The 25,670-nt window shown below is 54.5% G+C and carries 24 protein-coding genes; 2 read left to right on the forward strand and 22 right to left on the reverse strand.

Going from position 1 to position 25,670, the window contains the following annotated elements; all coding sequences use genetic code 11:
- Positions 1-23 precede the first annotated feature (23 nt).
- Positions 24-1,016: a D-xylose ABC transporter substrate-binding protein gene (xylF, locus tag NR201_RS16535; protein ID WP_010258888.1), complete on the reverse strand. Its 993-nt coding sequence runs from the start codon at positions 1,014-1,016 to the stop codon at positions 24-26.
- Between the two features lie 344 nt (positions 1,017-1,360).
- Between xylF and xylA the strand changes: the two genes are divergently transcribed.
- Together xylA and xylB are read left to right on the forward strand one after the other, a co-directional pair.
- On the forward strand, positions 1,361-2,683 hold the full coding sequence (gene xylA / locus NR201_RS16540) for a xylose isomerase (protein ID WP_010258886.1): 1,323 nt from the start codon (positions 1,361-1,363) through the stop codon (positions 2,681-2,683).
- Between the two features lie 17 nt (positions 2,684-2,700).
- Positions 2,701-4,143 carry a xylulokinase gene (xylB, locus tag NR201_RS16545; RefSeq protein ID WP_256849980.1) on the forward strand — a complete coding sequence of 481 codons (1,443 nt, stop codon included), beginning with the start codon at positions 2,701-2,703 and terminating at the stop codon, positions 4,141-4,143.
- Between the two features lie 166 nt (positions 4,144-4,309).
- Here xylB and NR201_RS16550 read toward each other — a convergent pair whose 3' ends face one another.
- The 21 genes from NR201_RS16550 to asnC form a co-directional block, all read right to left on the reverse strand.
- Positions 4,310-5,548 (reverse strand): MFS transporter, encoded by a 1,239-nt coding sequence (locus tag NR201_RS16550; protein ID WP_010258883.1) that lies wholly within the window; start codon positions 5,546-5,548, stop codon positions 4,310-4,312.
- A 107-nt stretch (positions 5,549-5,655) separates the two neighbouring features.
- Positions 5,656-6,390, reverse strand: coding sequence for a phosphate signaling complex protein PhoU (gene phoU, locus NR201_RS16555; RefSeq protein ID WP_010258881.1), 735 nt, complete (start codon positions 6,388-6,390; stop codon positions 5,656-5,658).
- A gap of 17 nt (positions 6,391-6,407) precedes the next feature.
- Positions 6,408-7,181: a phosphate ABC transporter ATP-binding protein PstB gene (gene pstB / locus NR201_RS16560; RefSeq protein ID WP_010258879.1), complete on the reverse strand. Its 774-nt coding sequence runs from the start codon at positions 7,179-7,181 to the stop codon at positions 6,408-6,410.
- 44 nt (positions 7,182-7,225) lie between these two features.
- Positions 7,226-8,116 (reverse strand): phosphate ABC transporter permease PstA, encoded by an 891-nt coding sequence (pstA, locus tag NR201_RS16565; RefSeq protein WP_010258878.1) that lies wholly within the window; start codon positions 8,114-8,116, stop codon positions 7,226-7,228.
- Positions 8,113-9,075: a phosphate ABC transporter permease PstC gene (pstC, locus tag NR201_RS16570; RefSeq protein WP_022624789.1), complete on the reverse strand. Its 963-nt coding sequence runs from the start codon at positions 9,073-9,075 to the stop codon at positions 8,113-8,115. The genes pstA and pstC overlap by 4 nt, the downstream gene beginning before the upstream one ends.
- Before the next feature lie 87 nt (positions 9,076-9,162).
- Entirely contained in the window at positions 9,163-10,206 is a 1,044-nt protein-coding gene (gene pstS, locus NR201_RS16575) for a phosphate ABC transporter substrate-binding protein PstS (RefSeq protein ID WP_010258875.1), read from the reverse strand.
- Positions 10,207-10,371: 165 nt separating this feature from the next.
- Positions 10,372-12,201 carry a glutamine--fructose-6-phosphate transaminase (isomerizing) gene (glmS, locus tag NR201_RS16580; RefSeq protein ID WP_010258873.1) on the reverse strand — a complete coding sequence of 610 codons (1,830 nt, stop codon included), beginning with the start codon at positions 12,199-12,201 and terminating at the stop codon, positions 10,372-10,374.
- Between the two features lie 154 nt (positions 12,202-12,355).
- Positions 12,356-13,726 (reverse strand): bifunctional UDP-N-acetylglucosamine diphosphorylase/glucosamine-1-phosphate N-acetyltransferase GlmU, encoded by a 1,371-nt coding sequence (gene glmU, locus NR201_RS16585; protein WP_256849981.1) that lies wholly within the window; start codon positions 13,724-13,726, stop codon positions 12,356-12,358.
- A 160-nt stretch (positions 13,727-13,886) separates the two neighbouring features.
- Positions 13,887-14,306 (reverse strand): F0F1 ATP synthase subunit epsilon, encoded by a 420-nt coding sequence (locus tag NR201_RS16590; RefSeq protein WP_010258871.1) that lies wholly within the window; start codon positions 14,304-14,306, stop codon positions 13,887-13,889.
- Positions 14,307-14,330: 24 nt separating this feature from the next.
- Positions 14,331-15,728, reverse strand: a complete 1,398-nt coding sequence (atpD, locus tag NR201_RS16595; protein ID WP_010258870.1) for a F0F1 ATP synthase subunit beta — start codon at positions 15,726-15,728, stop codon at positions 14,331-14,333.
- Between the two features lie 30 nt (positions 15,729-15,758).
- Entirely contained in the window at positions 15,759-16,625 is an 867-nt protein-coding gene (gene atpG, locus NR201_RS16600; protein WP_010258869.1) for a F0F1 ATP synthase subunit gamma, read from the reverse strand.
- Between the two features lie 52 nt (positions 16,626-16,677).
- The gene (gene atpA / locus NR201_RS16605; RefSeq protein ID WP_010258868.1) at positions 16,678-18,219 is read right to left on the reverse strand and encodes a F0F1 ATP synthase subunit alpha; all 1,542 of its coding nucleotides are present in this window, start codon (positions 18,217-18,219) and stop codon (positions 16,678-16,680) included.
- Positions 18,220-18,233: 14 nt separating this feature from the next.
- The gene (gene atpH, locus NR201_RS16610; RefSeq protein ID WP_003849530.1) at positions 18,234-18,767 is read right to left on the reverse strand and encodes a F0F1 ATP synthase subunit delta; all 534 of its coding nucleotides are present in this window, start codon (positions 18,765-18,767) and stop codon (positions 18,234-18,236) included.
- 14 nt (positions 18,768-18,781) lie between these two features.
- Complete coding sequence (gene atpF, locus NR201_RS16615) at positions 18,782-19,252, reverse strand: F0F1 ATP synthase subunit B (RefSeq protein WP_003849528.1); 471 nt, start codon at positions 19,250-19,252, stop codon at positions 18,782-18,784.
- 105 nt (positions 19,253-19,357) lie between these two features.
- Positions 19,358-19,597 (reverse strand): F0F1 ATP synthase subunit C, encoded by a 240-nt coding sequence (gene atpE, locus NR201_RS16620; protein WP_003849523.1) that lies wholly within the window; start codon positions 19,595-19,597, stop codon positions 19,358-19,360.
- A 105-nt stretch (positions 19,598-19,702) separates the two neighbouring features.
- Positions 19,703-20,521 carry a F0F1 ATP synthase subunit A gene (gene atpB / locus NR201_RS16625; RefSeq protein ID WP_010258863.1) on the reverse strand — a complete coding sequence of 273 codons (819 nt, stop codon included), beginning with the start codon at positions 20,519-20,521 and terminating at the stop codon, positions 19,703-19,705.
- Between the two features lie 8 nt (positions 20,522-20,529).
- Positions 20,530-20,910: a F0F1 ATP synthase subunit I gene (gene atpI, locus NR201_RS16630; RefSeq protein WP_010258861.1), complete on the reverse strand. Its 381-nt coding sequence runs from the start codon at positions 20,908-20,910 to the stop codon at positions 20,530-20,532.
- A 711-nt stretch (positions 20,911-21,621) separates the two neighbouring features.
- Positions 21,622-22,239 carry a 16S rRNA (guanine(527)-N(7))-methyltransferase RsmG gene (gene rsmG, locus NR201_RS16635; protein ID WP_010258859.1) on the reverse strand — a complete coding sequence of 206 codons (618 nt, stop codon included), beginning with the start codon at positions 22,237-22,239 and terminating at the stop codon, positions 21,622-21,624.
- 48 nt (positions 22,240-22,287) lie between these two features.
- Positions 22,288-24,177 carry a tRNA uridine-5-carboxymethylaminomethyl(34) synthesis enzyme MnmG gene (mnmG, locus tag NR201_RS16640; protein WP_010258857.1) on the reverse strand — a complete coding sequence of 630 codons (1,890 nt, stop codon included), beginning with the start codon at positions 24,175-24,177 and terminating at the stop codon, positions 22,288-22,290.
- 432 nt (positions 24,178-24,609) lie between these two features.
- Positions 24,610-25,050 (reverse strand): FMN-binding protein MioC, encoded by a 441-nt coding sequence (mioC, locus tag NR201_RS16645; RefSeq protein WP_052270974.1) that lies wholly within the window; start codon positions 25,048-25,050, stop codon positions 24,610-24,612.
- A gap of 155 nt (positions 25,051-25,205) precedes the next feature.
- Complete coding sequence (asnC, locus tag NR201_RS16650) at positions 25,206-25,667, reverse strand: transcriptional regulator AsnC (protein WP_003849496.1); 462 nt, start codon at positions 25,665-25,667, stop codon at positions 25,206-25,208.
- Positions 25,668-25,670: the final 3 nt, after the last annotated feature.

The raw sequence follows: 25,670 nt of genomic DNA on the forward strand, positions 1-25,670 counted from the left end.
GTTCTCCCTCACGCTATGCGCAGTCAGAGTTCGCTCTGTTTGTGGAAACCGTCTTTCACCACGGTACTTTCAATATTGTCTTTGTTGACCGGAATCGGCTTCAGCAGCCGTGACGGAACCTCTTTCAGACCATTGTTCAGCGTGCTGTTGCTGGCGGGTGTTTTGCCCTCGCCCAGCTCGACGGCAATTTTCGCCGCTTCGGTGGCGAGCTCAGTGATCGGTTTGTAAACCGTCATGGTCTGGGTGCCCGCTTTGATACGCTTAATGGCTGCCAGATCGGCATCCTGACCGGAGATCGCCACTTTTCCTGCCAGCCCCTGCGCGCTCAGCGCCTGAATCGCGCCGCCTGCGGTGGCATCGTTAGAGGCCACCACCGCATCGATATGGTTGCCGTTGGCGGTCAGGGCATTTTCCATAATTTTCAGGGCATTTTCCGGCAGCCAGGCATCGACCCACTGGTCGCCAACAATTTTAATGCTGCCGTTATCAATATAGGGTTTTAACACCTTCATCTGTCCGGCACGAAACAGGCGTGCGTTATTATCCACAGGCGATCCGCCCATTAAAAAATAGTTGCCCTTAGGCACCTGTTTCACAATGCTCTCGGCCTGAAGCTCGCCCACTTTTTCATTATCGAAAGAGATATAAAAGTCGATATCGGCATTATTTATCATTCGGTCATACGCCAGCACTTTAATGCCTTCCCGTTTCGCTTCAGCGACAACATTACTCAATACCTGACCGTTGTAAGGAATAATCACCAGCACATCGACACCGCGATTGATCATATTTTCAATCTGCGACATCTGTGTCTCTTCGTTGCCGTTGGCTGACTGAACAAACACCTTCGCGCCCAGCGTCTCAGCCTGTTTTACGAAAATGTCGCGGTCTTTCTGCCAGCGTTCGAGTCGCAAATCGTCAATCGCCATGCCGATCTTCACTTCTTTTGCCACGCTGGTCTGGCTGAACAGCGCCAGCGCCGCACAGGCGGCGAGCAGTGCATGTTTCATCTTCATTGTGATCATCCTGTAGGTTGAGGCTATTGTCGTTTCAGGCCTATAAACCAGGCGGATGAATTGTTGCCCTTATTTTCCTGTTACAGCAATTACTGATTTTTATCCGGCTATTACGTTTTTTGGTTTATTTCATTTTTTATGAGCGCGATCGAGGTTTCATCTTTTTCGGACAAGAGAGCGATAATGATAAACCACCCCGTAAATAACATTATTTTGCGAGCCAGCGCACAAATAATAATTATCTGACACCCGTAGTGAAATATCGTAATTGAGCTGAGGCAGCAGCCAATATCAAATATTGCTTCAACGCAGGCCATTCGGGTACTGATGCTAAGGAGCAAACCATGCACGCTTATTTCGATCAGATCGATCGGGTTCGTTATGAAGGCACCCAGTCGACTCATCCTCTCGCTTTCCGCCACTACAATCCCGATGAGGTGATCCTCGGCAAGACCATGGCGGAGCATCTGCGCTTTGCCGCCTGTTACTGGCACACCTTCTGCTGGAATGGCGCGGATATGTTTGGTGTCGGCGCTTTTGATCGTCCGTGGCAGAAAAGCGGAGATGCGCTGCAGCTGGCAAAACTGAAAGCGGATGTGGCCTTTGAGTTTTTCCACAAGCTGAATGTGCCGTGGTACTGCTTCCATGACGTTGATGTCTCACCAGAAGGCGATTCGCTGCACAGCTACAAAGAGAATTTTGCCGCCATGACCGATAAACTGCTGGAGAAACAGCAGGAGACCGGCGTGAAACTGCTGTGGGGCACAGCCAACTGCTTTACCCATCCACGCTACGGAGCCGGGGCTGCCACCAATCCCGATCCTGAAGTTTTTGCCTGGGCAGCGACGCAGGTCTGCAGCGCCATGCAGGCGACCAAAACCCTGGGCGGCGAAAACTATGTGTTGTGGGGCGGACGCGAAGGGTACGAAACTCTGCTGAATACCGATCTGCGCCAGGAGCGCGAGCAGATTGGCCGCTTTATGCAGATGGTGGTCGAGCACAAACACAAAATTGGCTTTCAGGGAACGCTGCTAATTGAACCGAAACCGCAGGAGCCGACCAAACATCAGTATGACTATGATGTCGCGACGGTTTATGGCTTCCTGAAACAGTTCGGACTGGAGAAAGAGATCAAGGTTAACGTTGAGGCGAACCACGCCACGCTGGCGGGTCACTCTTTCCATCATGAAATTGCGACGGCCATTGCGCTGGGCATTTTTGGTTCAGTGGATGCCAACCGCGGCGATCCGCAGTGCGGCTGGGATACCGATCAGTTCCCGGTCAGCGTGGAAGAGAATGCGCTGGTGATGTACGAAATTCTCAAAGCGGGCGGCTTTACCACTGGCGGCTTAAACTTTGATGCCAAAGTGCGTCGTCAGAGCACTGATAAATACGATCTGTTCTACGGTCATATTGGCGCGATGGATACCATGGCGCTGGCGCTGAAGGTCGCCGCTCGCATGATCAGCGATGGTGAACTCGATAAGCGTGTGGCACAGCGCTACAGCGGCTGGAATGGTGAGTTCGGCCAGCAAATTTTGAAAGGTGAGTTTTCACTGGAGGCACTGGCGGCGCATGCTCAGCAGCAGCAGCTCAATCCGCAGCATCAGAGCGGACGTCAGGAGCAGCTGGAAAATCTGGTGAATCACTACCTGTTTGATTTCTAACCCTTCAGGAGCAGAGCATGTTTATCGGGATCGATTTAGGCACCTCTGGCGTCAAAGTGGTGCTGATGGATGCACAAGGCAACGTGGTGGCGACGGAAACAGCGCCGCTGCAGGTTTCGCGTCCGCAGCCATTGTGGAGCGAGCAGGATCCCGAAAGCTGGTGGCAGGCGCTGGATTTGTCCATGCAGGCGCTGAGCGCGCAGCAGGATCTGCGCGCGGTGCAGGCCATCGGGCTGAGCGGACAGATGCATGGTGCAACGCTGCTCGACAGTGCAAATCAGGTATTACGACCGGCCATGCTCTGGAATGATGGGCGCAGCGAGGCGCAGTGCCGTGAGCTGGAACAGAAGGTGCCGGATTCGCGGGCGATCACCGGCAACCTGATGATGCCCGGCTTCACGGCTCCTAAGCTGCTGTGGGTTCAGCAATATGAACCGGCAATATTCAGTCAGATCGCTCACGTGCTGTTGCCCAAAGATTACCTGCGCTGGCGATTGAGTGGCGACTTCGCCACTGATATGTCAGATGCAGCAGGCACAATGTGGCTGGATGTGGCACGGCGTGACTGGAGCGATGTGATGCTGCGCGCCTGCGACCTCAGCCGCGATCAGATGCCGCAACTCTATGAGGGCAATGCCCTGACCGGCACCTTACATGCCGAACTGGCCACACGCTGGAAGATGAACGCCGTGCCGCTGGCGGCGGGCGGTGGCGACAATGCTGCGGGTGCGATTGGTGTCGGCATGACCGAACCGGGCCAGGGCATGCTGTCGCTGGGTACGTCGGGCGTCTACTTCGTGGTGAGCGACGGCTATCTCAGCAATCCGCAGCGTGCGGTACACAGCTTCTGTCATGCGTTACCCCAGCGCTGGCATCTGATGTCGGTGATGCTCAGCGCAGCCTCCTGTCTGGACTGGGCAGCGACGCTGACCGGTTGCAGAGATGTTCCTGAGCTGCTGGCTGAAGCTGAACGCGCACGCGATGACCTGCCCGGCCTGTGGTTTCTGCCCTATCTTTCCGGTGAGCGCACGCCGCACAATAACCCGAATGCCCGGGGTGCTTTCTTTGGCTTTACCCATCAGCATAGCCGTCCCGAGCTGGCGAGAGCGGTGCTGGAAGGCGTAGGGTTTGCGCTGGCGGAGGGCATGGACGCGCTGCACGACTGCGGCGTTCAGCCAAAGAGCATTATGTTGATCGGCGGCGGCGCACGCAGTGCACTGTGGCGTCAGATGCTGGCAGACATCAGTGGTCAGACACTGGATTACTGTCATGGCGGTGAGGTTGGCCCGGCGCTGGGAGCCGCCAGGCTGGCACAGCAGGCGCTGGATGCAGAGATCACCGTGCCGACCCCGGTTCTGGTGCAGCGACACCAGCCGGATCCGGCCCGGGTAGCGCACTACCAGCCACGTCGTGAGACCTTTGCGACGCTGTATCAACAGCTCCTGCCGCTGATGAAGTAAACCTGCGAGAACGCTCTGCCTGTTATGGATTTAAATCGCCTGTTAACGGATCCCCCTGCCATGTAATGCCAGGGGGGTAATGAAGGCAGAACAGGTGATCGTGAGCCATATTACTGACCCGGAATGGCCGGGATGACACTTACCCAGCCATACCATCACGGTAGCATCAGCCAATCGCGCCCAGCGTATCTTCCTGACCCTGTTTCTTCGGCAGCAGGAACAGCGTCGCCGCAATATCCAGCAGATAAATCAGCGCCAGCAGGGTAATCGCCGCCGTAAACGAGAATTGGCTCGCCAGCAGACCAATCACCACCGGGCCGAAGCCGCCCACACCGCGACCAAGGTTGAACAGGACGTTTTGCGCGGTGGCACGCACCTGCGGCGGAAAGGTATCGGAAATCAGCGCGCCATAACCGCCAATCATGCCGTTAACAAACATCCCCATGATCGCGCCGGTAAATAGCATGATGTTCGGGTCGCGCAGCTGAGCATACACCACCACCATCACTACTGCGCCAAACTGATAGAGCAGGAAGATTTTCCAGCGTGCGAAGCGGTCGGCCAGTACGCCAAACAGCCAGATGCCAAAGGTCATCCCGACCACGGTCACCGCGGTCCAGAGGCCCGACTTCGTCAGGCTGAAGCCAAAGCTGGAGGAGAGGTAACTCGGCATCCAGATCATCAGCCCGTAGTAACCAAAGTTCTGTACTGAACAGAGGATAAAAATGCCCAGGCTGGCTTTGGCGGTGGCGCGATCGCGTACCAGCAGTTTCAGGCGCGCCGGAAAAGAGAGTGACGGCACATGTTTAACCTGCCGTTGATACGCCTCCGGTTCACCCATGCCGCGACGAATGGCAAACGAGACCAGCGCAGGCAACAAGCCGACCAGAAACATGCCGCGCCAGCCGATGATAGTCAGCAGCGGCGGTGTGATAAAGGCCGCCATCAGCACCCCGAGTTGCCAGCCTATACCGACCCACGCTGATGCGCGATTGCGCTTCTCCGCCGGCCAGGCTTCGGCAATCAGCGCCATGCCGATACCAAATTCGCCACCCAGACCGACACCCGCCAGCGTTCGCCAGGCGAGCAGATCCCAGTAGCCCTGCGCCACCGCGCACAGGCCGGTAAAGACCGAGAAGACCAGAATCGTGACGGTGAGCATGCGGATGCGACCATAGCGGTCGCTGAGATGACCAAATACGATGCCACCGATAACCGCGCCAATCAGCGTCCAGGTCACCAGCGATCCCGCCTGTGATGGATTGAGCGCCAGCGAAACACTGATAGCCGGCAGCATAAAGCCGAGTATCAGCAGGTCAAATCCATCCATGGCATAACCGCTGACCGCAGCCAGCATCGCTTTGCCCGGCGTTACGCCCGGCTTAGATTGGGGAGAAGGGGACATCGTTGCGCACCTCATAAAGAAAAGTGCCGCAATTATAGAGAGAGTTCAGGATGTGACCAATTGAAAAGGCTTATCCCTGCGCCGATCAGGCGCAGGAAGAAGATTTATCAGGAAGGTCTGTTGCTGCCGTCATCGCCCGACAGTAATTCATCGAGCCGGTCGCCGCCAACGTGACGGAAATCCTGACCTTTGACGAAATAGAAGATGATTTCGCAGATGTTCTGGCAACGATCACCGATACGCTCAATGGCGCGGGCACAGAACAGCGCCGTCAGCACGCTGGGAATGGTGCGCGGATCTTCCATCATGTAGGTCATCAGCTGGCGCACAATGCCTTCGTACTCTTTATCCACCTTTTTATCTTCACGGTAGATAGTGATCGCTTCGTTGAGATCCATGCGTGCAAAAGCGTCCAGCACATCATGCAGCATCTGTACGGTGTGACGACCCAGCGACTCAAGGCTGACCAGCAGCGGCAAATGCTGCTGACCAAACTTCTCCAGCGCCGTGCGGCTGATCTTCTCCGCCACGTCGCCAATCCGTTCCAGCTCAGAAATGGCTTTGATGATCGCCATCACCAGTCGCAAATCGATCGCGGTTGGCTGACGTTTGGCGATGATGCGCACGCAGGCTTCATCAATCTCCACTTCCATCATATTGACCTTCTGGTCACCGTCGATCACCCGCTGCGCCAGTTCGCCATCCAGATTATGCATGGCGGTAATTGCATCGGTCAGCTGCTGCTCGACCATACCGCCCATGATCATCACCTGGGTACGGATATGCTCCAGCTCGGCATTGAACTGACCGGAGATGTGCTTATTCAGATTAAGATTATCCATGTCGATCTCCTGTCAGATCAGCCGTAGCGGCCAGTTATATAATCTTCGGTTTGCTTCTGGGCGGGTTTAGTGAACAGCGTGTCGGTATCGCTGAACTCAATCAGTTCGCCCAGATACATGAAAGCCGTATGGTCAGAGCAGCGTGCAGCCTGTTGCATGTTGTGCGTCACGATCACCACGGTGTAATCCTGTTTCAGCTCGGTGATCAGCTCCTCAATACGGCCAGTAGAGATAGGATCAAGCGCAGAGCAGGGCTCATCCAGCAACAAGACTTCCGGGCGAATCGCGATACCGCGGGCAATGCACAGACGCTGCTGCTGGCCGCCGGAGAGACTGTAACCGCTCTGATGCAGCTTGTCTTTGGTTTCATTCCACAGCGCGGCTTTGGTCAGCGCCCACTGCACGCGCGCATCCATATCGGCACGCGACAGCTTTTCAAACAGGCGAACGCCAAAGGCGATGTTGTCATAGATCGACATCGGGAACGGCGTAGGCTTCTGAAACACCATGCCGACCCGGGCGCGCAGCAGCGCGATATCCTGCTGAGTCGCCAGAATGTTTTCGCCATCCAGCAGAATGTCCCCTTCAGCCCGCTGATCCGGATAGAGCGAGTACATTTTGTTGAAGGTCCGCAGCAGGGTCGACTTACCACAGCCCGATGGCCCGATAAACGCAGTCACCTGATTCTTAGCGATATCCAGATTGATGTTCTTCAGCGCATGATATTTGCCGTAATAGAAGTTCAGATTACGGACCTGAATTTTATCGGCTGATGCTGTCGCGATACTCATAATTCATCTCTCTTATACGGCGCCGCACAGGGCCGCGCCGGAAATTAACCGTGTTTACCTTTGGCGAAAATCACCCGCGCCACGATGTTCAGCACCAGCACGCAGAGGGTGATAATCAGCACACCTGCCCAGGCCAGGCTCTGCCATTCGGCGAACGGGCTCATGGCGAACTTAAAGATGGTGACCGGCAGGTTCGCCAGCGGCTGCATCATGTCGGTGCTCCAGAACTGGTTCGAGAGCGCCGTGAACAGCAGCGGTGCCGTTTCACCTGCAATGCGCGCAATCGCCAGCAGCACACCCGTGATGATGCCGGAGACCGACGCTTTCAGGGTGATAGACGCGATCATCTTCCACTTGGGCGTACCCAGCGCGTAAGCCGCTTCACGCATGCTGTCTGGCACCAGTCGCATCATGTTTTCGGTGGTACGAATCACAATCGGCACCTGCAGCAGCGCCAGCGCAATCACCCCGGCCCAGCCGGAGAAGTGCTGCATCTGCGACACCACAAGGGTGTAGACGAACAGGCCGACCACAATCGAGGGTGCCGAAAGCAGAATGTCGTTAATAAAGCGGATCACTTCTGCCAGTGGCGACTTGCGCCCATATTCCGCCAGATAGATACCCGCCATGATGCCCAGCGGTGTGCCGAAGAAGGTAGACCAGAAAATCAGTAATCCGCTACCCGCCAGGGCGTTAGCCAGCCCGCCGCCCGCGGTATTGGGTGGTGGCGTTGATTCGGTGAACAGGGACCAGGAGAGCCCATCCACGCCGCGCGATACGGTGGTGAACAGGATCCACACCAGCCAGAACAGGCCAAAAGCCATGGTCAGCAGCGACAGCGTCAGCGCAATTTTATTTTTAGTGCTGCGCCAGGACTGCATTTTACGGCGTGATGCGTCCAGTTCGGCGCGCGCCTGAATTTCAATTGTAGTCATGAGCGCGCTCCTTCACTTTTCGCCAGCCGCATAATCATCAGCTTTGAAATCGCCAGCACGATAAAGGTAATCACAAACAGGATCAGTCCCAGCTCCATCAGCGCGGCGACGTGCACGCCCGATTCCGCTTCAGCGAACTCGTTGGCCAGCGCCGAGGTGATGCTGTTACCCGGCATAAACAGCGACGGGCTGTCGAGCTGGTAGGTGTTGCCGATAATAAAAGTCACCGCCATGGTTTCACCCAGCGCACGACCCAGTCCGAGCATCACACCGCCAATCACGCCATTTTTGGTAAAGGGCAGTACGATGCGCCAGATCACTTCCCAGGTGGTGCAGCCGATGCCGTAGGCTGACTCTTTCATCATCACCGGGGTCTGCTCAAAAACGTCGCGCATCACCGAGGCGATGTAAGGGATGATCATGATCGCCAGAATCACACCCGCCGCGAGGATGCCGATACCGAAAGCGGGGCCGGAGAAAAGCTCGCCGACAATCGGAATGCCCGATAGCACGTCATTGACCGGTGTCTGGAAGTATTCGGCAAACAGCGGCGCGAAAACAAACAGGCCCCACATGCCATAAACAATACTGGGAATGGCCGCCAGCAGCTCAATGGCGGTGCCCAGCGGGCGACGCAGCCAGCCTGGCGCGAGTTCGGTCAGGAACAGCGCAATACCAAAACTCACCGGTACTGCGATAATCAGGGCAATAATGGAGGTCACAAGGGTGCCGTAGATCGGTACCAGTGCACCAAATTGTTCGTTGGGCGCATCCCAGGTTTTGGTCCACAAAAAGGCGAAACCAAACTTCTGGATGCTGGGCCACGAGGAGATGATCAGGGAGACAATAATGCCGCCCATCAGTAACAGGACAATCAGCGCAGCCAGCCTGACCAGCGCGCCAAAAATTCTGTCACCTTGTTTGCCTGGGGCTTTGAATGCCGGCTTCGTTGCAGCCATAGAAGTCTCAGTCTTCAGAAGTTATCAGGACGGCATGACGCCGCCCGTTGAGTCTGACCGGACTGCTGTCCGGTCAGGGTCGGTCAATTACTGATAAAGCGCTTTACCAGAACTGTCTTTGATGTTGGCTTTCCAGGCGGCGCGAATCTGTTCAGTCACGCTCTCTGGCAGCGCAGCATAATCCAGCGCTGTGGCGGTTTTGCTGCCGCTTTTGTAAGCCCAGTCGAAGAATTTCAGTACTTCAGCGCCTTTGGCCGCATTAGCCTGATCCTTGTAGATCAGAATAAAGGTGGTTGACGAGATTGGCCAGGCATCAGCGCCCTTCTGGAAGGTCAGATCCTGCGCGAACGATTTGCTCCAGTCAGCGCCTTTCGCGGCATTACTGAAGCTGGTTTCGCTTGGGGCGACCGCTTTACCATCGGCATCGATCAGTTTGGTGTAGGTCAGGTTGTTCTGTTTAGCGTAGGCGTACTCCACGTAGCCGATTGAACCCGGCAGACGCTGAACAAACGCGGCGACGCCGTCGTTGCCTTTACCGCCCAGACCGACCGGCCAGTTAACGGTGTTACCTTTACCAATTTTGCTGTTCCAGTCCGGGTTCACTTTCGCCAGATAGCTGGTGAAGACGAACGAGGTGCCTGAACCGTCAGCGCGACGTACCACGTTGATGTTGGTCTCTGGCAGTTTCACGCCTGGGTTAAGTTTAGCAATCGCCGGGTCGTTCCACTTTTTGATGGTGCCGAGGTAGATATCACCGACGGTTTTGCCATCCAGCGTCAGCTGACCTGACTTGATACCCGGCAGGTTAACCGCCAGTACTACGCCACCGATCACGGTAGGGAACTGGAACAGGCCATTTTTCTGCAGATCTTCATCTTTCATTGGCGCATCGGACGCACCGAAATCGACGGTTTTGGCGATAATCTGTTTCACGCCGCCAGATGAACCGATACCCTGGTAGTTAACTTTGCTACCGGTGGCTTTTTGATATTCTGCTGCCCACTTGGCATAAACCGGCGCCGGGAACGTCCCGCCTGCGCCAGTGAGATCGGTTGCCGCAAAAGCAGATACCGCGCTTACGGCGAAGGTGGTGGCGAGGATTCGGGCTACGGTGCTACGCATCAGTGTCATATTCCCTCCAGGGGAGAAAAGTCAGGCTTGGGGCCGTTTTAGTAAGAATCTGTGATTGCTGCAGGAGGGAAAATAGGACAGTTTGATGACAGTGAAATGTACGAAATATGACAGTTATATGACAGAGGGCCAGAGCAAAGTGGGCCCGCGACGGGGCCCACCCGGTTATTCCACAGTAACCGATTTTGCCAGGTTACGTGGCTGATCGACGTCGGTCCCTTTGATCAGGGCGACGTGATAGGAGAGTAACTGTAGCGGCACCGTGTAGAAGATGGGCGCAATGACCTCTTCGACATGCGGCAACGGGATGATCTTCATGCCGTCACTGTCGCTGAAGCCTGCATCCTGATCGGCAAAGACATAAAGCAGGCCGCCGCGTGCGCGTACCTCTTCGATGTTGGATTTGAGCTTCTCCAGCAGTTCGTTGTTAGGTGCCACCACGATTACCGGCATATCCGCATCAATCAGCGCCAGCGGGCCATGTTTCAGCTCGCCTGCGGCGTAGGCTTCCGCATGAATGTAGGAGATCTCCTTGAGCTTCAGCGCCCCTTCCATGGCAATCGGATATTGATCGCCACGACCCAGGAATAGCGCGTGATGCTTGTCAGAGAAGCCTTCCGCCAGATTCTCAATCAGCTTATCCTGCGCCAGCATCTGCTCAATCCGGCTCGGCAACGCCTGCAGTGCATGAACGATCTCATGCTCAGTCTCGGCTGACATCCCTTTCAGACGGCCCAGTTTCGCCACCAGCATCAGCAGCACCGCTAACTGGGTGGTGAACGCTTTGGTAGAGGCGACGCCAATTTCGGTGCCCGCTTTGGTCATCAGTGCCAGGTCAGATTCCCGCACCAGTGACGAACCGGCTACGTTGCAGACCGCCAGCGATCCCAGGTAGCCCAGCTCTTTAGAGAGACGCAGCGCCGCCAGAGTATCTGCCGTTTCACCCGACTGCGACAGGGTGATCAGCAGGCTGTTTTTGCGCACCGCTGATTTGCGGTAGCGGAATTCCGAGGCAATCTCGACATCACAGGGCAGGTTTGCCAGCGACTCAAACCAGTAGCGTGACACCATGCCGGAGTTGTAGGAGGTGCCACAGGCGATAATCTGGATATGCTCAACCTGGCTCAGCAGCGCTTCTGCGCCCGCGCCCAGTTCGCTGAGATCAACCTGACCCTGGCTGAACCGACCGCTCAGGGTGCTTTTCAGCGCCATGGGCTGTTCGTAGATCTCTTTCTGCATGTAGTGACGGTAAATGCCTTTGTCACCGGCATCATATTGCAGGTTCGACTCGATCTCGGCACGGGTCACGGTGTTGCCTTCACGGTCGATCACCGTGACATCGCGACGGCTGATTTCGGCGATATCACCCTCTTCCAGATAGATGAACCGACGGGTCACCGGCAGCAGGGCCAGCTGATCCGAGGCGATAAAGTTTTCGCCCATGCCACGACCAATCACCAGCGGGCTGCCGGAACGGGCCGCCACCAGCAGTGACGGATCGCGGCTGTCCATGATCACCATGCCATAGGCACCGCGCAGCTGCGGAATCACACGCAGTACGACTTCACGCAGCGAACCGCCCTGCTTCTGCTCCCAGTGAACCAGATGCGCCACCACTTCGGTGTCCGTTTCAGAGGCAAAGACATAACCGCGCGCGATCAGTTCAGCGCGCAATGGCTCATGATTTTCAATGATGCCGTTGTGCACGATGATGATGTGCTCTGAGACGTGCGGATGCGCGTTCGCTTCCGACGGCTCGCCATGGGTTGCCCAGCGCGTGTGCGCGATGCCGGTGCCACCAATCAGCGGTTGCTGTTCAGCGGCTTCCGCCAGTTTCTGCACTTTCCCTAAACGCCGCAGGCGCGTGACGTGCCCCTGACGATCGACCACGGCCAGACCGGCCGAATCATATCCGCGATATTCAAGACGACGCAGACCTTCCAGCAGAATCTCTGCGATATCACGTTGCGCTACTGCACCAACAATTCCACACATAATGATGTTTTCCTGACTACATGGCTTTTCGCCACTTCTGTTGTCATGCGACCTGATATCCGGCTTTGCCGGTTCCCCGAGCCTTGTAGAGAGTGGGGATTATAGTTTTGGCACTGCACTGCATCGGCCCGCATTAAAGCGGGCCGTTAAAAATTTATTTTTTCTTCTGTGGGCGCTGCCAGTCCGCTTTGTGATTCTGCTCTTTACGGTTATAGACCAGACCGGCCTGGGTCACATCTTTCATGATGGTCGTGCCCGCCGCAATGGTGGTCCCTGCCGCGATGCTGACTGGCGCCACCAGCTGGGTATCTGAGCCCACAAACACATCATCGCCAATCACAGTTTTGAATTTGTTCGCACCGTCGTAGTTGCAGGTAATGGTGCCTGCACCGATATTTACGTTGTCGCCAATCTCCGCATCACCGAGATAGGAGAGGTGCCCCGCTTTCGATCCTCTGCCCAGACGCGCTTTCTTCATTTCGACGAAGTTGCCCACGTGGGCGGCATCGGCCAGTTCGCTGCCAGGACGCAGACGGGCAAAAGGTCCGACGGTGCAGGCAGTGGCGAGATTCGCATCCTCGATCACCGAATAGGGGCTGATTTCACAGTCATCGCCAATCACGCTGTTTTTGATAATGCAGCCCGCGCCGATTCTGACGCGTGCGCCCAGCGTGACCTGGCCTTCAATAATGACGTTGGTGTCAATTTCAACATCCCGTCCGTGCGTCAGCGTCCCGCGCAGGTCAAAACGGGCCGGATCGCGCAGCATCACGCCAGCCAGCAGCAGTTTTTCCGCCTGTTCGGCCTGGTAAGTGCGCTCTAATGTCGCCAGCTGCAGCCGGTTATTGACGCCATCGGTTTCACTGATGCGTGCCGGATGAACCGCGTTGATCACCCGACCTTCCTGATGCGCCAGCGCGATAATATCGGTGATGTAATACTCACCCTGCGCATTATTGTTGGTGAGCTGCGCCAGCCAGCGTTTTAAATCGCCGCCGTTGGCGATCAGAATGCCGGTGTTGATCTCTTTAATGGTGAGCTGCGCCGGGCTGGCATCTTTCTGTTCGATAATGCCGGTGATGGTGTCGTTCTCACGCACAATGCGGCCATAACCGGTTGGGTCGTCCAGTACCACGGTAAGTAAGCCAATGCCGCCCTGCGGTTTTGCTTCGCGCAGCCGCTGTAGTGTCGCCTGAGAGATGAGCGGCACGTCACCGTAAAGCATCATGATATCTTCATCATCCGCGAATGCGGGCGCTGCCTGCTGCATCGCATGGCCAGTGCCGAGCTGCTCGGCCTGCAGCACCCAGTTGAGTGTGCTGTCAGTGAGGGTCGCCTTCAGGCGATCGCCGCCGTGACCATAAACCAGATGGACCTGCTGTGCGCCCAGCCCTTTAGCCGCGTCAATCACATGCTGAACCATGGGTTTGCCTGCCAGCATATGCAGAACTTTAGGCAGATCGGAATACATACGGGTGCCCTTGCCAGCAGCAAGGATCACCACACTCATCGCACTGTTAGACATAACTATCCTGAGTGAATTTTTACGGGTGAAAGTAAAACGGTTTGGGATTGAGATTACTACATTTTTCTCAGGCCGAAATTAGGCGGACAGGCAGATCAGGCGCAGCAGACAAAAAAAATGCCAGCCCGAGGGCTGGCATTTCATGACGCATAAAGCTGGATTACATCGCTTTTTTGGTCAGTTCGATCACGCGCAGTTTAGCAATGGCTTTCGCCAGCTCGGCAGAGGCCTGAGCATAGTCCACGTCGCCATGGCTGCTGTTCATATGGTCTTCTGCTTTGCGTTTTGCTTCCAGAGCGCGCGCTTCGTCCAGATCGGTACCGCGGATAGCGGTATCGGCCAGAACGGTGCTGCTGCCCGGTTGCACTTCCAGCACGCCGCCAGAGAGGTAGATAAACTCCTCTTCGCCGTGCTGTTTCACGATACGGATCATTCCAGGCTTAATGGCAGTCAGCAGCGGCGCATGGCCAGGGAAAATCCCCAGTTCACCTTCGCTACCTGACACCTGAATTTTCTGTACCAGACCAGAGAACAACTGCTCCTCTGCGCTGACCACATCCAGGTGATAAGTCATAGCCATAATCTTCCTCCCGGGAAACCGTTATTACAGTTTCTTCGCTTTTTCCACGGCTTCTTCGATGGCGCCAACCATGTAGAAGGCCTGCTCTGGCAGGTGGTCAAACTCACCTTCCATGATGCCTTTAAAGCCACGGATAGTGTCTTTCAGCGTCACGTATTTGCCCGGTGAACCGGTGAATACTTCTGCAACGAAGAACGGCTGAGACAGGAAGCGCTGAATCTTACGCGCACGTGCCACCAGCAGTTTGTCTTCTTCAGACAGCTCATCCATACCGAGGATGGCGATGATGTCTTTCAGTTCCTGATAACGCTGCAGCAGTGACTGAACGCCACGTGCAACATCATAGTGCTCCTGACCGACAACCAGCGGATCCAGCTGACGGCTGGTAGAATCCAGCGGGTCAACGGCCGGGTAGATACCCAGAGAGGCGATCTGACGGCTCAGCGTTACCGTTGAGTCTAAGTGCGCAAAGGTAGTTGCTGGTGATGGGTCAGTCAGGTCATCCGCAGGGACGTAAACGGCCTGTACGGAGGTGATTGAACCGGTCTTGGTGGAGGTAATACGCTCCTGCAACACACCCATCTCTTCTGCCAGCGTTGGCTGGTAACCTACCGCAGATGGCATACGACCCAGCAGTGCAGAAACTTCTGTACCGGCCAGGGTATAACGGTAGATGTTATCGATGAACAGCAGAACGTCGCGGCCTTCATCACGGAATTTTTCCGCCATGGTCAGACCGGTCAGTGCTACGCGCAGACGGTTACCCGGCGGCTCGTTCATCTGGCCATAGACCAGTGCAACTTTATCGATAACGTTAGAGTCAGTCATTTCGTGGTAGAAGTCGTTACCCTCACGAGTACGCTCACCCACACCGGCAAACACTGAGTAACCTGAGTGTTCAGCCGCGATGTTACGGATCAGTTCCATCATGTTGACGGTTTTACCTACACCCGCACCACCGAACAGACCGACTTTACCGCCTTTAGCAAACGGACACATCAGGTCGATAACCTTGATGCCGGTTTCCAGCAGTTCCTGCGAGTTAGACTGATCTTCATAAGAAGGGGCTGCGCGGTGAATAGAGGCGATCTCTACTGCGCTGCCATCTTCTTCTTTCAGCTCGCCTTTCATATCGATTGGCTCGCCGAGAACGTTCATGATACGGCCCAGGGTCGCTTTACCGACGGGTACCTGAATCGGTTTCTGCAGGTCGTTGACGCTCAGACCACGCTTCAGGCCGTCAGACGTACCCATTGCGATGGTACGTACTACGCCGCCGCCGAGCTGCTGCTGAACTTCCAGCACCAGACGCGCATCACCATTCATAACCTCGAGGGCGCTGTACACTTGCGGTACCGCGTCCTGAGGGAATTCGACGTCAACAACGGCGCCGATAATCTGGACAATCTTTCCAGTTGCCATCTTGAATCCTCTACCTAATTCCAAACCTGGTTAAACCGCGGAGGCTCCACCGACAATCTCGGTAAGTTCCTGGGTGATGCTGGCCTGACGAGCTTTGTTGTACACCAACTGCAGCTCTTTGATCAGATTTCCGCCGTTATCGGTTGCGGCTTTCATCGCTACCATACGTGCGGCCTGCTCACTGGCCAGATTTTCCACCACACCCTGATAAACCTGCGATTCGACATAACGACGCAGCAGGGTATCCAGCAGCGCTTTCGGATCGGGTTCATACAGGTAATCCCAGGTCTTCGCCTTCATCTCTTCTTCACCTTCCGCTGGCGGTAACGGCAGCAGTTGGGTGATGGTCGGAGTCTGAGACATGGTGTTATTGAATTTGTTATTGACGATCATCAGCTTGTCGATGCGGCCTTCATCATAAGCCTGCAACATCACTTTTACCGGGCCAATCAGGTCGGACAGGGTAGGTTTATCGCCCATGCCACTGACTTGCGCCACAATGTTGCCACCCACAGCATTAAAGAATGACGCCCCTTTTGAACCGATAATCGACAGATCGCTCTGCACGCCTTTATCGGACCAGGACTTCATATCCGCCAGTAACTTTTTGAACAGGTTAATGTTCAAACCACCACAAAGCCCGCGGTCAGTTGAAACGACCAGGTAGCCGACGCGCTTCACGTCGCGCTCTTCCAGGTAAGGGTGCTTGTATTCCAGATTACCCAACGCAAGGTGACCAATCACTTTGCGCATGGTTTCTGCATACGGACGGCTGGCCGCCATGCGTTCCTGCGTTTTACGCATCTTGGAGGCGGCGACCATTTCCATCGCTTTGGTGATCTTCTGCGTGTTTTTCACGCTTCCAATCTTGCTTCGTATCTCTTTTGCGCCGGCCATTAGCTTCTCCTCAAAGCCTTGCGGCCTGCCTTTTCAGACAAGCCGCCAGACATTACCAGGACTGGGTTGCTTTAAACGTCTCGACCAGGCCTTTCAGCTTGGCTTCGATATCGTTATTAAAGTTACCCGACTGGTTGATTTCAGCCATCAGCTCAGCGTGGTCGCGATCGGCGAAGGCCAGCAGTGCAGCTTCGAAGCTGCCAATTTTTGCCAGTTCAACGTCGTTCAGATAGCCACGCTCTGCAGCGAACAGAACCAGACCCTGCTGCGCAACAGACATCGGCGCATACTGTTTCTGCTTCAGCAGCTCGGTCACTTTCTGACCGTGGCTCAGCTGTTTGCGGGTTGCATCATCCAGATCAGAGGCAAACTGCGAGAATGCCGCCAGTTCACGATACTGTGCCAGCGCGGTACGGATACCACCGGACAGTTTCTTGATGATCTTGGTCTGTGCAGCACCACCTACGCGGGATACCGAAATACCTGGGTTAACGGCCGGACGAATACCGGAGTTGAACAGGTTCGATTCCAGGAAGATCTGACCATCAGTAATCGAGATTACGTTGGTCGGAACGAACGCAGAAACGTCGCCCGCCTGGGTTTCGATGATCGGCAGCGCGGTCAGTGAACCGGTTTTACCTGTCACTGCGCCATTGGTGAAACGCTCTACATAATCAGCGCTTACGCGTGATGCACGTTCCAGCAGACGGGAGTGGAGATAGAACACGTCGCCAGGGAATGCTTCACGACCTGGTGGACGGCGCAGCAGCAGAGAAATCTGACGGTACGCGACAGCCTGCTTAGAAAGGTCATCGTATACGATCAGCGCATCTTCACCACGGTCACGGAAGTATTCGCCCATCGCACAGCCTGCGTACGGAGAGAGATACTGCAGTGCAGCAGATTCAGAAGCAGACGCCACAACAACGATGGTGTTCTGCAGTGCGCCATGCTCTTCCAGCTTACGAACCACGTTAGAGATGGTTGAGGCTTTCTGACCAATCGCAACGTAGACACACTTGATGCCTGAGTCGCGCTGGTTGATGATCGCATCGATCGCCATTGCGGTTTTACCGGTCTGACGGTCACCGATGATCAGCTCACGCTGGCCACGACCGATTGGAATCATCGCATCGACCGACTTATAACCGGTCTGAACCGGCTGGTCGACTGACTGACGATCGATAACGCCAGGTGCAATGACTTCAACCGGTGAGAAACCGTCGTTGTCGATTGCGCCTTTACCGTCGATAGGAGCACCCAGGGTGTTCACTACGCGGCCCAGCAGGCCACGGCCTACCGGTACTTCAAGAATACGGCCAGTACACTTAACCTTCATGCCTTCGGCGAGGTCAGCGTAAGGGCCCATCACCACTGCACCAACCGAGTCACGCTCGAGGTTCAGGGCGATAGCGTAACGGTTGCCCGGCAGGGCAATCATCTCACCCTGCATGACATCGGCCAGGCCGTGTACGCGGATGATACCGTCACTTACAGAAACAATCGTACCTTCGTTGTGAGCTTCACTCACGACATTGAACTGAGCAATGCGCTGCTTGATCAGTTCGCTGATTTCGGTGGAATTCAGTTGCATATGCTCCAGTCCCCTTAAGACTGCAAGACGTCAGCCAGACGGTCAAGACGGCCGCGTACGCTGCCATCAATAACCAGATCACCCGAACGGATGATCACGCCTGCCATCACAGACTTATCAATTTTGCAATTCAGCTTAACTTTGCGTGACAGACGTTTTTCCATCGCGGCGCTGATTTTATTCAGCTGGTCGTCACTCAGCGTACTGGCGGAGATAACATCAACTTCAGCGGTGGCTTCATGAGCGTCACGCAGTTCGATGTATTGGGCCAGTACAGCCGGAAGCGCTGTCAAACGTCCGTTTTCCGCCATCACCTTAATCAGGTTCTGCGCGGGTTCATCCAGTTGATCACCACAGACTGCGTTAAACGACGCTGCCAGCGCTTCGGGTGCTAATGCACCTGAGAGAAGATCAGCCATCTGTTCATTGCGAGCCACTTCTGCGGCAAACGCCAGCATCTGTTGCCAGCGTTCAATACTTTGATGCTCAACAGCAAAGTCAAAAGCTGCTTTGGCGTAGGGGCGAGCTACAGTAATCAGATCAGACATCAGCCCCTCCCTCCTTACAGTTCAGCGACCAGTTTATCAACGATGTCGCTGTTAGCAGCTTCATCCACGGAGCGTTCGATGATCTTCTCGGCGCCAGCCATAGCCAGCAACGCGACCTGCTTACGCAGTTCTTCACGCGCACGTTTGCGTTCAGCGTCAATTTCAGCCTGCGCTTGTGTCACGATGCGATTACGTTCGTTTTCAGCTTCGGTTTTGGCTTCGTCCAGAATCTGCGCGCGACGCTTGTTCGCTTGCTCGATAATGACCTGAGCGTCTTCTTTGGCTTTTTTCAGCTGGTCGGTCGCATTAGCCTGCGCGAGATCCAAATCTTTCTTTGCACGTTCAGCAGAAGCAAGGCCTTCAGCAATTTCTTTCTGGCGCTTTTCGATAGCAGCCATGAGCGGCGGCCATACGTACTTCATGCAGAACGCGACAAACAGGATGAACGCGATAGCCTGGCCGAGGATTGTTGCATTAATGTTCACAGCACAATGCCTCTAGATTGAGTATTTAACTTTTCTGCCGTTATCAACGATAAGCGGCAGAATCCGTTCACCCTTGCACATTGTGCGCTGAGTGAACACAGGGCTTTAGGCGACAGCAAACATCACGTACAGACCCAGACCAACAGCGATCATCGGGATTGCATCCACCAGACCCATTACAACAAAGAACTGCGTACGCAGCAGAGGAATCAGGTCAGGCTGACGAGCAGCGCCTTCCAGGAATTTTCCTCCGAGGATGCCGATACCGATCGCAGCACCGATTGCCGCCAGGCCCATCATCACAGCGGCAGCCATGTACAGCAGATCCATATTCAGGTTTTCCATGACAGTCTCCAGTTTGTTTCAGTTAAATGCTCCCTTCATCTTCCGGGCTTCAGCGGTGTGCGCTGCAACCCGAAATCAAGAGGGAAAGTAGTGTTGAGAAAAAAATCAATGTTCTTCAGATGCCATCGACAGATAGACAATCGTGAGGACCATGAAAATGAAAGCCTGTAGCGAAATGATCAGGATGTGGAAAATGGCCCACGGCACATTCAGCACCCACTGCGACCACCACGGCAACAGACCGGCAATAAGGATAAAGATCAGTTCACCCGCATACATGTTACCGAACAGTCGTAAACCCAGTGATACAGGCTTAGACAGCAGGCTCACACCTTCCAGAATCAGGTTGATCGGGATGAAGATCGGGTGGTTAAAAGGCTGCAGCGTCAGCTCTTTAGTGAAGCCGCCAATGCCTTTCATTTTGATGCTGTAGAACAGAATCAAAATAAATACGCCCAACGCCATAGATAGCGTGATGTTCACGTCTGCAGATGGTACGACGCGCAGCGCCGGTAACCCCAATACGTGCTCGCCAATATATGGCAGCAAGTCGATTGGCAGCAGATCCATGAAGTTCATCAGGAAGACCCAGACAAAGATTGTCAGAGCCAGCGGGGCGATAAGTTTGCTCTTACCGTGATACATGTCGCGCACGTTACTATCGACGAAACCGACAACCAGTTCGATAGCCGCCTGCATTTTCCCTGGCACACCGCTGGTGGCAGATTTCGCCACGCTACGGAACAACACCAGGAAGATGATTCCCAGCACCATAGAGAAAAACATGGAATCGATATTTAATACCCAGAACGTCGCGGGAGCGTCGTGCGGATTCACTATCTCGAAGGTACGCAGGTCCAACTGAAGATGAGTCAGGTGGTGACCAATGTACTCTTGCGGAGTAGAGATTTCTCCTGCAGCCATGATGCCTCTTACCCTTTGTTGTTAATTACCGCCGGTGCCAGCATTTGTACCACCAGCACCGATAACCAGGTTATTCCGACCGGCCAGAAAACCGCTCCGAATAGACCCAACGCCACAATGAGCAAAATGATGGTCGCAAACACTTTGGCTATTTCACCCAAAGCGAAGCTCCACGCGACTCGCCCCGAAGCTGGGGTTTGCCCCTGCAGGCGCCAGGCTAAAAACAAAAACAATACGTTTGGCAGCCAGGCTGCCGCACCGCCAGCAAGAGCAGAGAGACCCCAGATGACATCTTTAAGAGCAAAGAGTGCACCGATGATGACTATCGTCACCAGCTGAATCATCAGCACCGTTCGGGCGTATTTTACACTGTAAAGAGACACTGACATGACGCTGATACTCTCCTGCCCCGTTAGGGGTATGTCGCGTGTCGTATAAGACTGCCTTTGCGCAGTTGAGTCAAGCAGCAAAAGCCGTGCAAATTATACGGGCCGCACCTGCGATTTCAATCGGTAAGTAGCGAAAAGGTGAACAATTATTTAAATTTCTTTCCGGAGGGCTATTTTTCCAAAGATTACCCTGCAGAGATTCACCCTAATCTGACTGAAAATTCTCTCGCAACTTGCTTTTAAAGCGTGCTTTAGATCACATAATAAGCACTTTCACTACACTGAGTTTTATCTTCGCGCTATTTAAGAACAATCTGTATTACAAATTAACTCAATAAAATCAAATTATTGAAATTATAAAAATGCATCTGCAAGACTATTTTCACAGAAAACACGCTATTGACATCGAACTGTGCTTAAGAATCGTGTAATTGATATTACGCACGCAAAGTTATTACCGCGATATATTTTCTGCCGTGACTACTTTTATTCAGCGACCCGCCTATACAAGTGATATTTCTGATAACTGAATGTGAATTAAACGTTAAATGTAACAGAGCTTTTCGGATAATTTCCGTCAGCGTTTTAACCTTCGGTCAGCCAGGGCTTAATCAAAATCTTTTATTGATAGCGCATCATCTGCACTTTTTTCATCCCGGAACTGACGAAAATCACTGGCAGATAAACGCTAAATCTCTGCCAGTCGAAAGCCTATTGGTGACGAAGAATGACCAGGTGGCGATCACCTTCCAGCTGCGGTACCTGCAACTTAATCACAGCATCAGAGACGTAGCCTGCCGGTAACTCCGCAATTTCATCGTCCGGACGCACGCCTTTCAGCGCGAAGAAGCGCCCTTCTCTTCCCGGCAGATGATGACACCAGTTCACCATGTCGGTCAGCGAGGCAAATGCACGACTGATCACGCCATCAAAGGGCGGCTCAGCCGGGAACGCCTCAACCCGGCTCTGCACCGGAGTAATGTTAGTGAGTCCTAACTCATGCTGAACCTGACGCAGGAAACGCACCCGCTTGCCCAGGCTGTCGAGCAACGTAAAGTGCGCATCAGGCATCACGATAGCCAGCGGAATGCCAGGCAGTCCTGGTCCGGTTCCAACATCAATGAAACGTGAGCCTTGCAGATGCGGCGCCACCACGATGCTGTCGAGGATATGGCGTACCAGCATCTGCTGCGGATCGCGCACTGATGTCAGATTGTAGGCTTTGTTCCACTTATCCAGCAGGCCGACATAGGCAACCAGCTGCTGTTTTTGTTGATCGGAGAGGGAAATACCGGCTGCCTGTAGCAGCGACGTGAGTGTGTTGATCACAGCATAAGTCCATTCAGCGGGGGCGAGTCTCCTCGCCCCGTTTTCAGATCAGGCGCTTTTACGCAGCAGACCCTGTTTTTTCAGATAGATAAGCAGAATTGAGATGGCCGCCGGCGTAATACCGGAGATACGCGTCGCCTGACCAATCGAACTCGGTTTGTGATCGTTCAGCTTGGCGATAACCTCATTTGAGAGGCCGTTCACCTGGCGATAGTCGAGCTCCACCGGTAACAGCGTGTTCTCGTTGCGCAGCTGGCGATCGATCTCTTCCTGCTGACGCGCGATATAACCTTCATATTTGACCTGAATCTCAACCTGCTCAGCGGCCTGCTCATCAGCCAGTGCCGGACCAAAGGCATCCAGCGTCATCAGCTTCAGATAGGTCAGCTCAGGACGGCGCAGCAGATCTTCGCCGCTCGCTTCTTTGGTCAGTGGCGCACTGAGTACCGTATTCACTTCCGTCACATGCTCTGACTTCGGATGGACCCAGATATCGCGCAGGCGCTGACGCTCCTGTTCAATCGCTTCCAGCTTCTGATTGAAACGCGCCCAGCGCGCATCATCCACCAGACCCAGTTCACGACCGGTTTCGGTCAGACGCAGATCGGCATTGTCTTCGCGCAGCATCAGACGATATTCAGCACGGGAGGTAAACATCCGGTACGGCTCTTTGGTACCGAGCGTGCAGAGGTCATCAACCAGTACGCCCAGATAAGCCTGGTCACGACGTGGTGCCCAGCCCTCTTTGTCCGCAGACTGACGGGCGGCATTCAGACCCGCCAGCATCCCCTGCGCAGCGGCTTCTTCGTAGCCGGTTGTGCCGTTGATCTGGCCGGCAAAGAACAGGCCGTGAATAAATTTGCTCTCCAGCGTCAGTTTGAGATCGCGTGGATCGAAGAAGTCATACTCGATGGCATAGCCCGGACGCACGATCTTCGCATTCTCCATGCCCTGCATGGAGCGAACGATCTGAATCTGCACATCGAATGGCAGACTGGTTGAGATGCCATTCGGGTAGATCTCATTGCTGGTCAGCCCTTCCGGCTCCAGGAAGATCTGATGCGAGTTACGATCGGCAAAGCGCATCACTTTGTCTTCGATAGACGGGCAGTAGCGTGGACCGATCCCCTCGATGATCCCGGCATACATCGGGCTGCGATCCAGATTATTGCGGATCACCTCATGGGTTTTCTCATTGGTGTGAGTGATCCAGCATGGTACCTGCTGCGGATGCTGAGACGCATTGCCCATAAACGAGAACACCGGCATCGGGTTATCGCCGTGCTGCGGGCTGAGCACTGAAAAATCGATGGTGCGCGCATCGATACGCGGTGGCGTACCAGTCTTGAGGCGGTCTACCCGCAGCGGCAGCGCACGCAGTCGTTTTGCCAGCGGAATGGACGGGGGATCACCTGCACGACCGCCACTGTAATTATCCAGACCGATATGAATTTTGCCGTCAAGAAACGTGCCGACGGTGAGTACGACTGTTTTCGCGCGGAACTTCAGTCCCATCTGGGTGACTGCACCCACCACACGATCGTTTTCCACGATAAGATCGTCGACCGCCTGCTGGAAGATCATCAGATTGGGCTGGTTCTCCAGTGCCGTACGCACTGCCTGGCGATAGAGCACGCGATCCGCCTGAGCACGGGTTGCCCGCACTGCCGGACCTTTGCTGGCGTTTAGTATCCTAAACTGGATACCCGCCTGGTCAATCGCACTGGCCATCAGACCACCCAGGGCATCCACTTCCTTCACCAAATGTCCTTTGCCAATCCCACCAATCGCCGGGTTACAGGACATTTGTCCAAGCGTATCAATGTTATGGGTGAGTAACAGGGTTTGCTGACCCATTCGGGCTGCCGCCATTGCGGCTTCGGTGCCCGCATGACCACCACCAATTACGATGACGTCAAAAGGATCCTGATAAAACATGAAGTGGTACCTCGGTTGATGAACTTGCAGGATCGTCGTCCTGGGGCGTGGATTCTACTCAAATTCCGTCTGGGGTGAAAGCCGCGGGATCGTCCGGTTTTAAAAGAAAGGATCTTAGATCTGTATATGATCTTTCTGTTAGATCTCTTATTAGGATCCCGCTTTTCTGTGGATATGTGCCAGAAGCACAGCAGAAACAACAGGATGAAGAGGATCAATACCTGTTAGTGATCGGTGATCCTGATCCGTATAAGCTGGGATCAAAATGGCAAGTTATCCACAGCTCAAAATTCATTCTACGGTTGTTCTTTGGATAACTACCGGTTATACGCAGTAAAAGAGGGTAGTTATCCACAAAATAAACGAGCGGAAAAGGATAAAATCAGCATGTTCCACTGGGGATCGTCACTATTTCGCGATCCCCAGCCCCCTTCAGATCGCTTTTTTCCAGCTTTCCAGCCAGGCTTCCGCGGGATCTTCAGGGATCTCATGATCCAGCACATCAATCTCCAGACGATCGCCGATCTGGCGGGCACCCTGAGCAATTAACAGGGCTTCAATCTGGCGGATCGCGCCACAAAAGAGATCATATTCATGATTGCCGAGTCCGATGGCACCAAACCGGACCTGCGAGAGATCGGGCTGGCTTTCCGTAATGGCTTCGAACAGCGGCAGCAGGTTATCGGGAATATCGCCTGCACCGTGAGTTGAACAGACCACCAGCCAGATACCCTCATGTGGCACTTCATCCAGCTCCGGGCCATGCAGCATCTGCGTTGAGAAGCCCGCTTCCTGTAATTTTTCTTCCAGATGTTCAGCCACATACTCTGCGCTACCCAGAGTACTGCCACTGATTAAGGTGATATCGGCCATCTTGCTCTCCCGGACATTAAGGCGAGCATTGTACGCTGTGATCAAGCGGTGATCCACCTGTGGACAACAGGGTTAATAGATTAAGAGAAGCGAACGCAGCCGTTGCCAGCCGCCACATTCGTCAGGGATAAGATTATGCACAAGGCGGAGAAGGATCAGGGCTTGATAGTGCGCATGATCGGGTTTTGCAGCGAGATCAGCGTTTCCGTCGACTGAATTTCATCTATGGTCTGGATCTTGTTGATCAGCACCTGTTGCAGGGCATCAATGGACCGGCACATCACCTTAATAAAGATGCTGTAGTGGCCGGTGGTGTACCAGGCTTCAACCACTTCATCCAGCGCATCCAGTTTGCTCAGCGCCGCCGGATAGTCACGCGCGCTCTTAAGGATAATGCCGATAAAACAGCAGACATCAAACCCCAGCTGGCGCGGATCGATATCAACCCGGGTGCCCAGGATAATGCCCGCCTGCTTCATCTTCTCCACGCGGACATGAATGGTGCCGGGGCTGACGTTAAACTGTTTTGCCAGCTCGGCGTAAGCAGTGCGCGCATTGTCGAGCAGGGCATTCAGAATGCCGCGATCCAGGTTATCGAGCTGCAGATGTTCGGCCATGGC

It is taken from the genome of Pantoea sp. Fr-CA_6 (genome assembly GCF_024520895.1).
Lineage (GTDB): Bacteria > Pseudomonadota > Gammaproteobacteria > Enterobacterales > Enterobacteriaceae > Pantoea > Pantoea agglomerans.

Excerpts from the sequence above, each read along its gene's own strand:
- xylF (WP_010258888.1), bottom strand. The coding sequence starts at position 1,016 with ATGAAGATGAAACATGCACTGCTCGCCGCCTGTGCGGCGCTGGCGCTG.
- xylA (WP_010258886.1), top strand. The coding sequence starts at position 1,361 with ATGCACGCTTATTTCGATCAGATCGATCGGGTTCGTTATGAAGGCACC.
- xylB (WP_256849980.1), top strand. The coding sequence starts at position 2,701 with ATGTTTATCGGGATCGATTTAGGCACCTCTGGCGTCAAAGTGGTGCTG.
- NR201_RS16550 (WP_010258883.1), bottom strand. The coding sequence starts at position 5,548 with ATGTCCCCTTCTCCCCAATCTAAGCCGGGCGTAACGCCGGGCAAAGCG.
- phoU (WP_010258881.1), bottom strand. The coding sequence starts at position 6,390 with ATGGATAATCTTAATCTGAATAAGCACATCTCCGGTCAGTTCAATGCC.
- pstB (WP_010258879.1), bottom strand. The coding sequence starts at position 7,181 with ATGAGTATCGCGACAGCATCAGCCGATAAAATTCAGGTCCGTAATCTG.
- pstA (WP_010258878.1), bottom strand. The coding sequence starts at position 8,116 with ATGACTACAATTGAAATTCAGGCGCGCGCCGAACTGGACGCATCACGC.
- pstC (WP_022624789.1), bottom strand. The coding sequence starts at position 9,075 with ATGGCTGCAACGAAGCCGGCATTCAAAGCCCCAGGCAAACAAGGTGAC.
- pstS (WP_010258875.1), bottom strand. The coding sequence starts at position 10,206 with ATGACACTGATGCGTAGCACCGTAGCCCGAATCCTCGCCACCACCTTC.
- glmS (WP_010258873.1), bottom strand. The coding sequence starts at position 12,201 with ATGTGTGGAATTGTTGGTGCAGTAGCGCAACGTGATATCGCAGAGATT.
- glmU (WP_256849981.1), bottom strand. The coding sequence starts at position 13,726 with ATGTCTAACAGTGCGATGAGTGTGGTGATCCTTGCTGCTGGCAAGGGC.
- NR201_RS16590 (WP_010258871.1), bottom strand. The coding sequence starts at position 14,306 with ATGGCTATGACTTATCACCTGGATGTGGTCAGCGCAGAGGAGCAGTTG.
- atpD (WP_010258870.1), bottom strand. The coding sequence starts at position 15,728 with ATGGCAACTGGAAAGATTGTCCAGATTATCGGCGCCGTTGTTGACGTC.
- atpG (WP_010258869.1), bottom strand. The coding sequence starts at position 16,625 with ATGGCCGGCGCAAAAGAGATACGAAGCAAGATTGGAAGCGTGAAAAAC.
- atpA (WP_010258868.1), bottom strand. The coding sequence starts at position 18,219 with ATGCAACTGAATTCCACCGAAATCAGCGAACTGATCAAGCAGCGCATT.
- atpH (WP_003849530.1), bottom strand. The coding sequence starts at position 18,767 with ATGTCTGATCTGATTACTGTAGCTCGCCCCTACGCCAAAGCAGCTTTT.
- atpE (WP_003849523.1), bottom strand. The coding sequence starts at position 19,597 with ATGGAAAACCTGAATATGGATCTGCTGTACATGGCTGCCGCTGTGATG.
- atpB (WP_010258863.1), bottom strand. The coding sequence starts at position 20,521 with ATGGCTGCAGGAGAAATCTCTACTCCGCAAGAGTACATTGGTCACCAC.
- atpI (WP_010258861.1), bottom strand. The coding sequence starts at position 20,910 with ATGTCAGTGTCTCTTTACAGTGTAAAATACGCCCGAACGGTGCTGATG.
- mnmG (WP_010258857.1), bottom strand. The coding sequence starts at position 24,177 with ATGTTTTATCAGGATCCTTTTGACGTCATCGTAATTGGTGGTGGTCAT.
- mioC (WP_052270974.1), bottom strand. The coding sequence starts at position 25,050 with ATGGCCGATATCACCTTAATCAGTGGCAGTACTCTGGGTAGCGCAGAG.
- asnC (WP_003849496.1), bottom strand. The coding sequence starts at position 25,667 with ATGGCCGAACATCTGCAGCTCGATAACCTGGATCGCGGCATTCTGAAT.